The following is a 14,019-nucleotide window of genomic DNA, read 5'->3' as shown; positions in this document are numbered from 1 at the left end:
TCGTGGCGGCTAGCCTCGGCATGTGAACAGCGCGCCGTCCGCTCCCGTCGACCTGCGGATCGAGGGCGGGCGGGTGCGCGACATCCCGTCGCTCTACGCCGAGCTGAACCGCGTCTTCATGGCCGACGAGGAGTGGCGTCTCGGCGAGAGTCTCGACGCGCTCGACGACCTCCTCTACGGCGGGTTCGGCGTCCTCGCGCACACGTCGATCGCGCGCGTCGTCTGGGCTGACTCGGCGGTCTCACGAGACGCGCTGGGCATCCCGCTCACGCGCGTCCACCTCGCCGCCAAGCTCGAGCGCCCGGACATCTATGCCGTCGGTCCGGCGCGGGCCGCGCTGGACGACCTCGAGCGGGGTGGCGGGATGACGTACTTCGAGCTGGTCCTGCAGGTTTTCGCCGGTCACCCCGAGCTCGAGCTCGTCCTCGCCTGAGGTTCGTCGCTGGTTTTCTTAACGGGCGCATATCCTCGCGCGGGAGCATGAAGTCATGTCGCTCACGTCGTCCCCGCTGTCCGATCCCGCGATTCGCGTGCTCGTCGTCGATGACGAGCCGAACCTGCGCCACTTGCTCGGGGCGGTGCTCTCGCGGCAGGGCTGGATCGTCGAGGTCGCGGCGACCGGGGCGAGCGCGATCGAGACGGCGCGACGGATGCGGCCGCATCTCATGGTGCTCGACGTCGTGCTGCCCGACATCGACGGCGTCGAGGTTCTGCGAACGCTGCGCAGCGAGCTGAGCGAGACCATGGTCCTCTTCCTGACCGCCAACGGCACCGTCGCCAACCGCATCACGGGCATCGCCGCCGGCGGCGACGACTACGTGGCCAAGCCGTTCAGCGTCGAAGAGGTGGTGGTCCGTCTGCGCGGACTGCTGCGACGCAGCCCCATGCTCTTGCAGGGCGCGCCGACGCCGATGCTCGAGGTCGGCGACCTGCGATTGAACGAGGACAACCACGAGGTCACACGGGCGGGCGAGCCGATCCGGCTGACGGCGACGGAGTTCTCGCTGCTGCGCTTCCTGATGCTCAACGCCGATCGGGTCCTCAGCAAGGAGCAGATCCTCGACCGTGTCTGGGAGTATGACTTCGGACGGGAGTCGAACATCGTGGAGATCTACATTTCGTATCTGCGCAAGAAGATCGATCACGGACGTGAGCCGATGATCCACACGCTGCGCCGCGTCGGCTACATCCTGCGGGCTGCTCCGACCGCTCCGGCCTCGTCGTGACCTCCGCGCGGTCGGGAGGCCTGCGCACCCTGCGCGGCCGTTCGGTCGCGATGATCTCGGGTCTCCTCCTGGCAGCGGTGACCGTGTTCGGCATCGTCTCCGTCGCGATCCTCCGGCAGAACCTCGTCACCCAGGCCGAGTCGACTCTGTACCTGTCCAACGACACCGCCATCAGTCAGACCCTCACGGCGGTGGATGCGACGGGGAGCGTTCCGACCTTCGACGACGTATCGCTCGCGGTCCCGTCCGACGGGTTCTTCTTCGTCGTGCAGGACGACGAGGTCGTCGTCTCGGCGTTCTTCACCCGCGACTACGACTACCGCCCGATGACCGGCGTCGAGCTCTCTCACGCGCGCGCCGCGATGGGAGAGAGCGGCTATACCGCCCAGGCCGATGTCGCCGACGACGGGATGTACCTCGTCACTGCGTCCGACGTGGTCGCCGAGGACGGGGGAGAGCTGACGATCGTCAGTGGCGTCGGTCTGACCGACGCGGACACCGTCGTCCGGACCTATGCGCTCTGGCTCGCGGTCGTCGGGATAGCGATCGCAGCGTTCGCCGCGGTGTTCGGCTGGCGCTGGACCCGACAACAGCTCGACCCGCTCGAGCGGGTCGCCGAGATCGCTGATGAAGTGGCGGCCACGCCGCTCTCATCCGGAGAGATCGCGCCGCAACGCCGTGTTCCCCGCGATGTGCGGCATCTCGGGTCGGAGACCGACCGTGTGGCGGACGCGCTCAACCGCCTGCTCGACCATGTCGAACTCTCGCTCAACGCACGCCACCGCGCGGAGGAATCGATGCGTCGCTTCATCGCCGAGGCGAGCCACGAGCTGCGGAACCCCCTCGCCTCCATCCGCGGTTACGCCGACTTCTACGCCCAGCCCGGCGCCGATGCCGACCCTCGCGAGGCCCAGGGTGCGCTGCAGCGCATCGGCTCGGAAGCGGCCAGGATGAGCGCGCTCGTCGACGACCTGCTGTTGCTGGCGCGGTTGGATGCCGACCCCGTGGTGGCCCATGATGACGTCCAACTGTCGATGATCGTGGTGGAGACCGCGTCCGATGCGAGGTTCGCCTATCCGGGACATGTCTGGCGCATCGCCCTGCCTGACGAGGACGTCACCGTGGTCGGGGATGAAGGCGCGATCCGGCAGATGCTGTTGAACCTCGTCGCCAACGCCGGACACCACACCCCCGACGGCACGAGTGTGACGGTCGCGGTGGGGAAGACCGAGACCGCCGTCGAGCTCAGCGTCAACGATGACGGTCCGGGCATCGACCCCGACGCGTTGCCGACGATCTTCGACCGATTCACCCAAGCCGGCAGCCGGTCGCAGACGCGGGAACGCTCCACGGTGGGCCTCGGGCTCGCGATCGTGCAGGCCCTTGCAATCGCGTCGGGATACGAGGTGTCGGTCGTCAGCTCGAGTGCGGGCACCCGGTTCGTCATCCGCATCCCCATCGTCGTGGGCGACTGACTCCGACGGCCGCGGGTCACTCCGTCTGCTCCGTGTTCCAGCCCAGGTGCATCGCGGTCCAGATCAGTCCGTAGGGAGCGATCGTCCGGGCAGCGACCCAGTTGTGCTCTAGTCCCGGGAGCACGCGCAGTGTCGTCGTCCGCCCCTGTCCGCGAAGCGCGTCGCGGATCGCCGTCGCCTCGGCGGCCGATTCACGATCGCCCTGCCCGAGGAAGAAGACCTGCGAGCGATCGACGGCATCGTTCGCTGTCGCGGCGATGACATCGAGCGGCGAGTTGCGCTTCTTGGCCTGCGGGTCCGCCACGACCGAGGCGGTGTAGGGGGCGGTGTACGGCATGATCGACAGCACCCCGCCGAACGTCTCGGGGCTGTGCAGTCCGTAGAGGAGCGAGCCGAGTCCTCCGGCGGACATGCCCGCAATCACCCGGTGCTTCTTGTCGGCGACCGTGCGGAGCGCGCCGTCGGCCCAGCTCACGACGTCGCGTGTCACGAAAGTCTCGAGCTGCGCGCCCCCGGGGCGATCGAGTGGCTCATCGTCGACACGCGCTGAGCCGGCATTGAGGTCAGGGGAGACCACGATCATCGGCGGCACCGAGCCGCTCGCGATGAGTGTGTCGAGCAGGTAGTCGATGCGCCCGCCGGCGAACCAGTCCGCTGCACTGCCCGGTGCGCCGTGGAGGGCGTACATCACGGGATATCGTCGCGTGTTGCCGGGAGCGTCGTAGCCCGGGGGGAGGTAGACCCAAGCCCCCGTGGCGGGAACCTGGGCCGCGGTCGATGGAACGGCGGTCAGGAAGGAGTACCCGTTCGTGTCGGTGGTGACTCGTTCGCCCTCGGTGAGAGGAACATTCGAGGCGCCCTCTGCCGTAACGGCGGCAGCAGGCAGCTCCGCCACGGGCTCCCTGGTCTTGTCGTCGATCCAACGGCTGAGAGTGGCCACCGACGGGAAATACCCGACCCAGGTGTTCACCCCGAGAGCGAGCGAGAGCACCAGGACGACGGCGGTGCCTGTCACCGCGGCGCCGCCGAAGAGCGTTCGACGCGCGCGGGATCGGGTGCGCCGAGCGCGCAGGATGCGCACGCTCAGGACGACGCCCGCGGCCACCAAGAGGAGACCGACCGCGGCCGGCCAGTAGGTCGACAGGAGGTCGGAACCCGGGTCCTGCTGGAGAGTCGGCGGTACGTCGATGGGAGCGTCGGGGTCCACGTGGCATCCGTTCGTCGTGTTGCTCGCAGCGTGCTGCGGCGGGCTGATCCGAGCGTACGAGCGGGAGTGGGATCGCCCCCGCCCCCGCCGTCCAAGTCATATCGGGGGCTTAACGGACGGCAGGAACATGACCGCACCGACCGGCCGTCCTGCTGCGACGCGGCCCTGATCCGAGGAGACACCCATGAGCACTCTGCTGGAGCGTCCGCGTCGCACCGCCGCCGATGACGACGGGCGCGCGCCGCGAGCACCTCGCATCGCCCCGTCTGCACAGCCTTCCCACGCCCGTCGGCCGAAGACGCACCACCCACTGGCGAGTGTGCCTCTGTGGGTGGGGCGCGTGCTGCAGGCGATCGCGGCGACGATGGTGCTGGTCGCCGTGACCGACGTCGTGCTGCCCGAGGGGATCTACTGGGCGACGTCGTACTTCGCGGTGTTCGGGTTCAGCCCCGAGCCGGTGCTGTTCAACGCCGTGCTGCTGTTCGTCGTCGGTGCTGCTTCCAAGCGACGCCTCCGAGGAGCCCTCGTCTTCCTCGTCCTCTTCGAGCTGCCTACCGTCCTGCTGCCGCTGACCAACTTGCTGGAGGCAGTTCGAGAGGGATCGGTGCTTCCCACCGATATCCAGCGGGTCGACGTCGTGGCAGCGGTGCTGGCCGCGGCCTTCGTCGTGCTGCTCCTCGTCGCTCGAGGCCAGTACTCCGCGGTCCTGCCGCGATCGACCTACGTTCGTGCGGCAGCGGTGTTCCTCGGCGGGGTCGCCGTCGCAGTGCTCACAGGCGGTGTGCTCGCGAGGATGACGGCCGGACCCGGCGAGTCGGCGGCTGACAGCTGGTGGTGGGCGCTCTACTCGGCGACGGGGGTGTTCCCGTCGTCGACCCTTGTCGAGGTCCAGGCCACGGGCCTCCACCAGAGCATCGAAACCGTCGTGTCGTCGATCTCCGCCGTCGCCCTGCTGATCGCGCTCGCAATGCTGCTGCGCAGTGCCCGGGCCCGCCAGCTGCTGACCGAGGGCGAGGAGCTCGAGCTACGCGGCATCCTGGCCTCGAACCGCACCGACGACGCGCTGGCCTACTTCGCGACCCGCCGCGACAAGTCGGCGGTCTTCTCGCCCTCACGGCGCTCTGCCGTCTCGTATCGCGTCGTCGGAGCTGTCGCCCTGGCCAGCGGTGACCCCGTCGGGCCGGAGGAGGAGTGGGACGCCGCGATCGACGAGTGGCTTCGGGTCGTCGACCACTTCGGCTGGCGGCCCGCGGTGCTCGCCGCGTCGGAGCGCGCAGCGCATCATTATCAGCGACGGGGTATGCGAGGCATGGTGCTGGGGGACGAGGCCGTCCTTCGTCTGAACGGACCGCATGCCGAAGCCGTGACGCGGTCGCCCCAAGTCGCGTCCGCGCGGCGGCGGGCGCGCCGTGCGGGCTACACCGCCCAGTTCCGACGGCAGCGCGATATCCCGCACGCGGAGCTCATCGCTCTCGCCGACCTCGCCGAGGACTGGCGTCATGGCGCTGAGGAGCGCGGCTTCTCCATGGCGCTCTCGCGCTTCGCCGACCCCTCGGACGGCGACGCGCTGGTCGCGACGGCACACGACGGCGACGGTGTGGTGAAGGCTCTCCTCGTGTTCGTGCCGTGGAACGGCGATGGCGTTTCTCTCGATGTCATGCGTCGTCATCCCGAGTCGGTCAACGGGGCGACGGAGTTCCTCGTCTCCGAACTCGTCGCGCAGGCGCCTGCCCTGGGGCTGACGCGCGTCTCCTTGAACTTCGCGGTTCTGCGGGATGTCTTCGTCCGTGGGGCGAGGGTCGGTGCCGGACCCCTGCTGCGGGCGAAGCGCCGCATGCTGCTGATGCTCTCCCGGCACTGGCAGCTCGACTCGCTGCGGCGGGCGAACGAGAAGTACGACCCGGACTGGCGTCCTCGACTGCTGATGTGGTCACGCCGCACCACGATCGCATCGGTCGTGCTCGCCGTCGCACGAGCCGAAGGCTTCGCGCGTTCTCCGCACCGGTGGCATGTTCAGTCCGCCCCGCGCTCGGCGGACTTCGCGGCTGCGGTCCGCGCTCTCGGTACGCCGGTGATCGGGCTGCCGCCGGTACACCCGGTGTCGCCCTCGACGGCTCGGCGAATCGGCATCGCCGAGGGCATCCGTGCCTCCGGTGGCGATCCCTTCCCTCCCCGTGTCGCGCGGACGGCGGCGCTCAGCGAGGTGCGTCGTGACATCGAGAGCGCCGGGTCGACGGCGGTGCCCCTCGAGCCCGTGTCGGTGGTCGGCCGGGTGCTCGGCCGTCGCAGGCACGGCGGGATCACCTTCCTCGACATCGTCGAGGACCACGTCGGGCTCCAGGTCATCGCCGCCGCGGGCCGCACGCGCGGCTACGGGGCGCTGCGGGGCATCGATCTCGGCGATCTGATCTCAGTCTCGGGAGCGCCCGTGCGCAGCGTCCGCGGCGAGCCGAGTATCGCCGCCGATTCCTGGGAGGTCGCGGCCAAGTCGCTGCGGCAGCCGCCGAACCGCCGGACCGGCCTGCGCGACCCCGAGGTGCAGGTCCGCCAGCGACAGGTGCACCTCGCGACATCGCCCGACGCGGCCGAGCTGATCCGCGCGCGGGCGCGTGCGACCCGCGCCCTGCGCGACTGCCTGCTGGCAGAGGACTATCTCGAGGTAGAGACCCCGGTCCTGCAGCGCACGCACGGCGGAGCCACGGCTCGGCCCTTCCGTACCCACATCAACGCTTACGACCGCGAGCTCACGCTGCGCATCGCCCCCGAGCTCGCTCTCAAGCGCCTCATCGTCGCCGGCTTCCCGCGGGTGTTCGAGATCGGTCGCAACTTCCGCAACGAAGGCGTCGACGCCACCCACAATCCGGAGTTCACCGCGATGGAGGCATACCGTGCCTTCGCCGATTACGACGACATGCGTCGGCTCGCCGAGCGGCTGATCCGATCGGCGCTCGTCGCCGTCTCGGGGAGCGCGACGATGTTGCTTCCGAGCGGCGAGCGCATCGACGTCTCGGCGCCGTGGCGCGTGGTCGCGGTCTGCGATGCCCTGACGGACTGCATCGGCATCCCCATCCGACCCGATCACGACCCCGAGGCCCTGCGCGACGTGTGCGCCGTCTACGGCGTCTCCGTCGCCGGGGGCGCAGGCGTCGGGACGATGATCGAGTCGCTGTACGAGGAGCTCGTGGAGCCCCGAACCGTCGAGCCGACCTTCTACACGGACTTCCCGGCAGAGACGTCGCCTCTGGCGCGACCGCATCGGCGCATCCCGGGGCTGGCCGAGCGCTGGGATCTCGTCGCCGGCGGAATGGAGCTCGGCACCGCGTACACGGAGCTCAACGACCCGGTCGAGCAGCGGCGACGTCTCACCGAGCAGTCGTTGCGGGCGGCACACGGTGACCCGGAGGCGATGCAGCTCGACGAGGAGTTCCTGGCAGCCCTCGAGTTCGGGATGCCGCCCACCGGCGGCCTCGGACTCGGAGTCGACCGCATCGTCATGGTCGCGACGGGCGCGACCATCCGGCAGACGCTCGCCTTCCCATTCGTACGATGAGAAGCGTCACTCGCCCGAGTGCCCATTCGAGGGGGCCGCGAGGCTCGAATCTCGACCACACGACGGACGCCGCGGTCAATCCCATCGTGAACGCGGCGAGCGTGCCGATGCTCTGGGCGGGACCGAAGGAATGCCCCGTCGTCGCGGTGATGAGCGCCATCGCGACGATGTGAGCCGCGTAGACGGACAGCACCATCGCGCCGGGGGCGGCCAGCGCTGTGGTCGCTATCCCGGCGAGGCGCGGGGCGACGCGGAGTGCGGCGCGGGCGCGCTGGGCGGCGTCGCCGACGGTGAGACACACCGACAGCAGGAGGGCGCTGACGCCGAGGCATCCCGCGACGTCTGCCCAGCTGCCCGAGTGTGGCGCCGGTACGAGCAGCCACAACAGGCTGCTCGTGTCGGTCGCACCCCTTTCGCCGTAGAAGACGCGGGCGACCTCCGCTGCGGCCGCGGGACCGCCCCCGGAGACTCCCCGGGCCGCGGCGAGCGCATCGACACCGCCGAGAGCGAGGAATGCACCCCCGCCGCCGTAGGCGAGAGCGGTGAGCAGCGTGCCGACGACGGCGAGCGCTCGGCGCCCGGTCCGCCGCGTCAGATCGAATCGGCCCACGGCGAACCCGGCGAGGACGAAGGGCACCCAGGTCAGTGCGGGGTAGTCGCCCGCGACCAGCACCGACCACGCGAAGCCGGGTTCGCTGCCGATCATGCGACGGAGCAGCACGGAGAGCGGCGGGCCGATGAGGGCCCACACGGCCGCGGCGAGGACGAGTGTGCGGGGGGTGCAGCGCCGGAACGGGAGCACCAGCAGAAACCACACCGAGAAGAAAGTCAGGATGACGGCGACCGGCGTACCGAGCGCTGCCAGCGCTCCTCCGCAGACGGCCAAGAGGGCGGCCCGGATGACGGTCGGTGCCGTCTCGGGCGTGGCCCGGTCCGGGGCCGTCGGTGATCCGAGGGTGAGGGAGACTCCCGCCGCGAACGCGAACATCGCCGGCATCCTGGAGTGGAACAGCTCCCAGCCGACGTGAACGGTGCCCCACCCCTCGCCCGCAGTCCAGGCGGCGGGGCCGACGTGCGCCACCAGCATCCCGAAAACTGCGATGGTGCGGAAGAGATCGAGCCCGACCACTCGCCGTGAGTGAGCCGCCGCCGCCGGGGGCGTCATACCCGCCTCCGGGCCAGTGTGCTCATCACGGCGGGGAATGCGGCGATGTAGACGCTCAGGAGGACGACCTGGGCTCGCTGGAGATAGCCGCCCCCGTCGGGCAGGGTGCCCGAGCTCGCGCTGAGGACGGCCAGAAGGCTGACCCCGACCGTCGTTCCGACGAAGACGATGACGCCCCCACGGAGACAGAGGCGCAAGACTCGCGAGGCGGGTCGGGCGCGGGGGCTTGCTCCGCGTCGTCTTCCGGTCGCGAGTGCGAGAAGCACCGCCGACGCTGTCGCGGCGGCGAGCGCGCTCGAGCTCGTCACGGCGTGCACCTGGTGGGCGAGCCCGAGCGTTCCCGCCGCATCGGCAGCGGCGCAGGCTGCATCCGCCGAACCGGCGCAGGCCAGAGGCACGAGGGAGTCGGCGACGGTGAGCGCCGCGAAAGCGCCGAGCAACATCGCCGACCAGCGCGCCGTCACGTCCGCCGCTGCCGAGATCCATCGAGAGCGGTGCAGTGACATCGCGATCAGCACCAGCACGCCGGTCAGCGCATCGAGGCTGCGGAAGACCGCGCTCGTCGGCTGATTCTCGGCTGCAAGCTCGGACAGATACGCGCGGGCGGGGTCGAGCGGGTAGCCGGCGAGGGCCTCCCACATCACGCCTGAGTATGCGATGGCCGCCGAGACGAAGAGCACGTGGGCGATGGTGTCGGTCGGGGTCGGCGCGCGCACGCCCCGGAGGTTAGGCGGACGGGATATGGCTCGGGTAAGCATCGAGTCGCGCGCCGAGCGATCCGGGAGACGGCTGACCTATGGTGACGCCATGCGCACCCCGATCGTCTTCCTCCATGGCGGCGGGCTCGCCGCGGTGTCATGGACTCCGCATATGACTCTCCTCGGAGATGAGCGCCACATGCTGGCTCTCGATCTGCCCGCGCACGGCGCCGAGCGCCATCGACGGTGGACGACGATGGACGACGCCGCAGATGCCGTGTCGCGAGCACTGCGCGAGCGAGGTCTGGGTCGCGTGCACGTCGTGGGGTTCTCGCTGGGCGCGGACGTCGCGCTGCGTCTGATCGCGCGGCATCCCGCCCTGGTCGACGCCGCCGTGCTCACCGGGATCAGCACGTCGCCAGTGCCGTGGTGGGGTCGGCTTCTGGATGTGATGAGCTGGCCGGTCATGGCGATGCCGTTCACGCACCGGCTGCTCGCCCGAGAGATGCGGCTGTCCGACGATCTGCGCCGTGCGCATCTGGCGTCGACGCGGCCGGTGCGGATCGGCGACTACTCTCGGCTGAGCCGACAGGTTCTCGCGGGCGTGTCGCTCGCCGGCGTGGAGCTGGCTTCGACCCGAGTCCTCGCGCTGGCGGGACAGCGCGAATCGGCGCACTGCCGGCGCTCCGCCGTCATGCTCACGAGGCGGTTGACGGCCGCCGGGCTCGAGTCCGAAGCGGCCTTCGTGCCTCGCGCGGGACATTCGTGGCCGTTGTCCTCTCCCGCGGCCGTTGCCGACATCGTGCGCGCGTGGATCGATCGGCCTGGCGTGGTAGACCCACGCCTCGTCCGGTACGCGGCACGCGCTTAATCCGCGCACAGGGCACCGCCCTACGGTCGGGGCGGGCCCCCGGTGGACAGACATCGGACGTGCCCGTCCGTCGTCCGGCCCATCGCCGAGGAGAGGCTGTCGTGTCCATGCCGTCCATTCCGACCGATCGACCCGCCGTGAAGCTCAGGCCGCCGCTGCGGGATCGGTGGCGCGACGTCGGCCGCCCGCCTCGGCTCATGGGCGTCGATGTGGCGCGCGGTCTCGCGATCTTCGGCATGATCGGCGCGCACGTCGGGATCGTGTGGATGGTCGCCGGTCCCGAGGGGCCGGACATCGCCGCGCTCGTCCAGGGGCGCTCCGCCATCCTCTTCGCAGTGGTCGCCGGTATCTCGGTCGCGCTCGCGACCGGCCGCGGGCAGCCGCCTCGGGGAGAAGCGTTGCGGTCCGCTCGTCTGCGTATGGCCGGCCGTGCCCTCGTCGTCCTCGCCCTCGGCCTCGCACTGGAGATGCTCGGCAGCACGATCGCCGTCATCCTGCCCATCTACGGCATCGTGTTCCTCATCCTCATACCCTTCCTCGGGCTCCGTCGACGCACCCTCGCGCTCGCCGCGGTCGCCATCGCCGTAGCGGGGCCGTCCCTCCTCGCGCTCCTGCGTGCGGTGACGCTCGCGGGTACCGGCATCCCCCAGGGAATCGGCGGCACCGCGGTCGACTTCCTCATCAGCGGCTCCTACCCGCTGACCGTGTGGCTCTCCCTGGTTCTCGCCGGGATGGCACTCGGGCGGCTGCGGCTCGACCGGGTGCGGAACGCGGCGGTGCTGTTCGGATCGGGTGTCGGGTTCGCCGCCGTAGGCTACGGGCTCGGCGACGCGTTCAACGGGACGGTGCGCGGTTGGCTATCGGGCTGGGACAGCTCCTCGTCGTCGCTATCCGCGCTGTCCTCCGCCGGGACGTCGTCGCTTCTGCCGGAATCGTCCTCGCCGATCGGTCCCGATACACGCGGCTACCTGGAGCGTCTGAGCGAAGTCGATCTCGGAGCCACGCTCTCTCAAGCGTGGGGCGTCGCGCCGCATTCCGGGGGAACGTGGGAGATCGTCGGTTCGGGCGGATTCGCCGTCGCCGTCATCGGCGCGTGCTTGCTCCTCGCTCGTCCGCTGCGCGCGCTGCTCGTGCCGCTTGCCGCCGTGGGGTCGATGCCCCTCACCGCGTACACGGCCCATGTCGTCTCGTTCGCGGTCCTGGTCTCGCCGTTCGCCCTTGCCCCCGGTCTCGCTTCGGGGGATGGCGATCCCGCCGTCAGTGCCTGGTTCTGGATCGCCAGCATGGGGGTGCTTCTCGCGGCGTGCACCATGTGGGCGCTCAGCCGGGGCCGGGGTCCGCTCGAGTCGGTCGTGGCGGGCGTCGCGCGCCGTGTAGATCTGCCCGCGAACGAGCGGGGGCCCGCCGCGAGCCTGGGGAATGAGCAACCCGTCGCTCGTTAGTCTACAATGTAGATATTGAGCGAGAGGGGACGGGATGTCCGCGAGAGAATCCGGCGTGCACATCGACCGCGTCCGAAAGCGATTCGGATCGCGGCCGGTGCTGACGGATGCCGAGATCCACATCGAGCCGGGGCAGGTGACGGCCCTGCTCGGGCCCAACGGCGCGGGCAAGACGACCTTCGTCGCCATTGCGACCGGCCGTTTGCGTCCCGACGCCGGTGGGGTGTCGGTGGCGGGCCTGTCGCCCGATGCGCCCGGCTTCGCGGCGCTCGTCGGATGCGCCCCGCAGGACACGGGGGTCTATCCCACCCTCACCCTGCGGGAGAACCTCGCCGGACTCGGTGCGCTGTACGGTGTGCGCGGCGGCGCATCGCGTGTGCGGGTCGACGAGCTGATCTCGGCCCTCGACCTCGATGCGGTCGCGGATCGCCGCGCAGACCGCCTGAGCGGGGGACAGCGTCGGCGGCTTCACACGGCCATGGCCCTGGTGCACCGACCGGCCGCCCTCTTCCTCGATGAGCCGACCGTCGCCGCCGATGTCAGCTCTCGCGCTCGCATCGTCGACCTCGTGCGGTCGCTCGCTGATGACGGCGCGGCCGTCCTGTACACGACGCATCACCTCGATGAGGTTGAGCGTCTCGGAGCGGACGTCGCGTTCCTCCGAGGCGGACGGATCCGCGACCTCGGGACGGTCGATGCGGTCATCGCCCGCTGGGGCTCAGCCCGGGTCGCGCTCCGCACGGTCGGCGGCGAGGCGTATCAGGTGTCTCCGCCGTGGCGACGGACGGGTGAGTGGCTCGTGGGTGTGGCCGACGGCACTGATCCAGGCCGGCTGCTCGCTCGAGGCATCGACGAGGTGACCGCGAACGGCGGGCGAGTCGTCGAGGTCGACATCCGGCGATCATCGCTCGAGACCGCCTACCTGCGCCTGCTGGACGGCGCCGACACGGCAAGCGAGGGGGCAGATGGTGTTGCGGCGTAGCCTTGCTGTCGCGGCGATCGATGCCCGCATCCTGCGGCGCGATCCCGCCCCGATCCTGGTGATGATCGTGATCCCGCTGCTGTTCGTACCGTTCCTGTTGCCGGGAGCGAGCGCTCAGCTCGCGGCGACCGGCCATGCCGGTGCGTCCGGCGCTCAGTACGCCGTGCCCGGACTCGCGGTGCTGTTCGCCATGCTCTGCGTCCAGCAGATCGTCGTGGCGTTCCACCGCGACATGCAGTCGGGAACGTGGGAACGATTGCGGATCTCGCCGGCGGGCCTCCCCTCGCTCCTGGCGGGGAAGGCGCTCGCCGCCTTCGTCGCCCAGCTGCTCCAACTCGGTGTCGTGCTCGGCGGGGGCGTCGTCCTCTTCGGGTACCGTCCCGCCGGCTCCTGGATGGGGATCGCCGTCGTCGGCTTCGCGTTCTCGCTCGTCATGGTCGCCTTCGGTGTGCTGGTGGTGGGCGCCTTCGCGACTCAGGACCAGGCGCTCGCCGTCTGCAGCATCGTGGCGATGCTCATGGCCGGACTCGGCGGGGCATTCGGACCGGTCGCCGCGCTACCCGAGGCGCTGCGGGCCGTGGCGCCGGTGTCACCCGCCTTCTGGGCGCTCGACGCGCTGAGCGCATTGAGTCTCGACGGGGCCGGACTGCACGACATCCTCGCCTCCGTGGCCGTTCTGTTCGCCTTCGCCGGCGCCTTCGCGGTCGGCGCCGTGGTCGCGTTCTCGCGGCGCGGACGGTGGTCGTGATGTCTCCTCGGCCGGCACGTTTCACGCGCGAGCAGGCCGTCGCGGCGGCGGCGGACATCATCGACCAGGGCGGGGTCGAGGCCTTGACCATGCGACGGCTCAGCTCCGCGCTGGGAGTCGATCCGATGGCGCTCTACCGGCACTTCGCCGACAAGGGTGACGTCGTGGATGCCGTGGCCGACAGGTTCTGGGTGGGCTGCGAGCTGCCCGACCTCGAGGATGCCGGGGACTGGCGGGCATACGCCGCCGATGTCATGCGCGGCATCCGGTTCGGGCTCTCGCGGCATCCCCACCTCATCCCGGTGGTCGCGACCCGGCCCATCTCCTCACCCGGCGCCCTGCGGTGGGCCGACGACGCCCTCGGCCGCATCATCGCTGCCGGCGCCCCCGTCGCCGCGGGCCTCGGCGACCTCGTGAACACGCTCGTCATGCTCACGGTCGCGTCCGCCCTGGGGGAGTACACACCCCCCGCGGGACGCGACACGGCGCCGTCTGCCGGGGCGGGTCGCCGTCTCGCCGAGGAATCCCGTCCGGCCGAGTCCGTGCCGACCCCGCATCTCGAGATGCTCGCGCGGGCCGGATGGAGTCCCGATCCCGCGCGTCAGTTCGACGTCGCCCTCGGAGTCGTCCTCGCCGGTTGGTCATGGGACTGAGG

12 protein-coding genes are annotated in these 14,019 nt (G+C 70.5%); 9 read left to right on the top strand and 3 right to left on the bottom strand.

The window, feature by feature from the left end; translation table 11 throughout:
• The first annotated feature begins 22 nt into the window (after positions 1–22).
• From ACU6RU_RS08255 to ACU6RU_RS08245, 3 genes are read left to right on the top strand one after another with little or no spacing between them, the layout of a single operon-like run.
• Positions 23–433, top strand: coding sequence for a ribonuclease inhibitor (locus tag ACU6RU_RS08255; protein ID WP_289331203.1), 411 nt, complete (start codon positions 23–25; stop codon positions 431–433).
• 55 nt (positions 434–488) lie between these two features.
• Positions 489–1,226: a response regulator transcription factor gene (locus ACU6RU_RS08250; protein WP_120263016.1), complete on the top strand. Its 738-nt coding sequence runs from the start codon at positions 489–491 to the stop codon at positions 1,224–1,226.
• A complete protein-coding gene (locus tag ACU6RU_RS08245; protein WP_289331204.1) occupies positions 1,223–2,701 on the top strand; it encodes a sensor histidine kinase in 1,479 nt (492 codons plus the stop codon). The genes ACU6RU_RS08250 and ACU6RU_RS08245 overlap by 4 nt, the downstream gene beginning before the upstream one ends.
• Positions 2,702–2,717: 16 nt before the next feature.
• Here the strand turns inward: ACU6RU_RS08245 and ACU6RU_RS08240 are convergent, their stop codons facing one another.
• Complete coding sequence (locus ACU6RU_RS08240) at positions 2,718–3,908, bottom strand: alpha/beta hydrolase (protein ID WP_289331205.1); 1,191 nt, start codon at positions 3,906–3,908, stop codon at positions 2,718–2,720.
• Between the two features lie 184 nt (positions 3,909–4,092).
• On the opposite strand from ACU6RU_RS08240, the gene lysX reads away from it, so the two are divergent.
• Positions 4,093–7,458, top strand: coding sequence for a bifunctional lysylphosphatidylglycerol synthetase/lysine--tRNA ligase LysX (lysX, locus tag ACU6RU_RS08235; protein ID WP_446726277.1), 3,366 nt, complete (start codon positions 4,093–4,095; stop codon positions 7,456–7,458).
• Here the strand turns inward: lysX and ACU6RU_RS08230 are convergent.
• Positions 7,400–8,587: a heparan-alpha-glucosaminide N-acetyltransferase domain-containing protein gene (locus ACU6RU_RS08230; protein ID WP_446726276.1), complete on the bottom strand. Its 1,188-nt coding sequence runs from the start codon at positions 8,585–8,587 to the stop codon at positions 7,400–7,402. The two genes, lysX and ACU6RU_RS08230, sit on opposite strands and share 59 nt — an antisense overlap.
• 32 nt (positions 8,588–8,619) lie before the next feature.
• Entirely contained in the window at positions 8,620–9,339 is a 720-nt protein-coding gene (locus ACU6RU_RS08225) for a DUF998 domain-containing protein (RefSeq protein WP_289331208.1), read from the bottom strand.
• Between the two features lie 91 nt (positions 9,340–9,430).
• Here ACU6RU_RS08225 and ACU6RU_RS08220 point away from each other — a divergent pair, with 91 nt between their 5' ends.
• The 5 genes from ACU6RU_RS08220 (at position 9,431) to ACU6RU_RS08200 (ending at position 14,017) form a co-directional block, all read left to right on the top strand.
• On the top strand, positions 9,431–10,192 hold the full coding sequence (locus tag ACU6RU_RS08220) for an alpha/beta fold hydrolase (protein ID WP_183045280.1): 762 nt from the start codon (positions 9,431–9,433) through the stop codon (positions 10,190–10,192).
• 107 nt (positions 10,193–10,299) lie between these two features.
• Positions 10,300–11,634 (top strand): heparan-alpha-glucosaminide N-acetyltransferase domain-containing protein, encoded by a 1,335-nt coding sequence (locus tag ACU6RU_RS08215; RefSeq protein WP_120263010.1) that lies wholly within the window; start codon positions 10,300–10,302, stop codon positions 11,632–11,634.
• Positions 11,635–11,668: 34 nt separating this feature from the next.
• Positions 11,669–12,616, top strand: coding sequence for an ABC transporter ATP-binding protein (locus ACU6RU_RS08210; RefSeq protein ID WP_446726275.1), 948 nt, complete (start codon positions 11,669–11,671; stop codon positions 12,614–12,616).
• On the top strand, positions 12,600–13,364 hold the full coding sequence (locus tag ACU6RU_RS08205; protein WP_446726274.1) for an ABC transporter permease: 765 nt from the start codon (positions 12,600–12,602) through the stop codon (positions 13,362–13,364). The genes ACU6RU_RS08210 and ACU6RU_RS08205 overlap by 17 nt, the downstream gene beginning before the upstream one ends.
• Positions 13,364–14,017, top strand: coding sequence for a TetR/AcrR family transcriptional regulator (locus tag ACU6RU_RS08200; protein WP_147374353.1), 654 nt, complete (start codon positions 13,364–13,366; stop codon positions 14,015–14,017). Before ACU6RU_RS08205 ends, ACU6RU_RS08200 begins: the two co-directional genes overlap by 1 nt.
• Positions 14,018–14,019: the final 2 nt, after the last annotated feature.

This window comes from Microbacterium sp. F1-18 (assembly GCF_052921305.1).
Note: the sequence above shows the minus strand (reverse complement) of the source record. Positions and strands in the feature narration are given on the sequence as shown.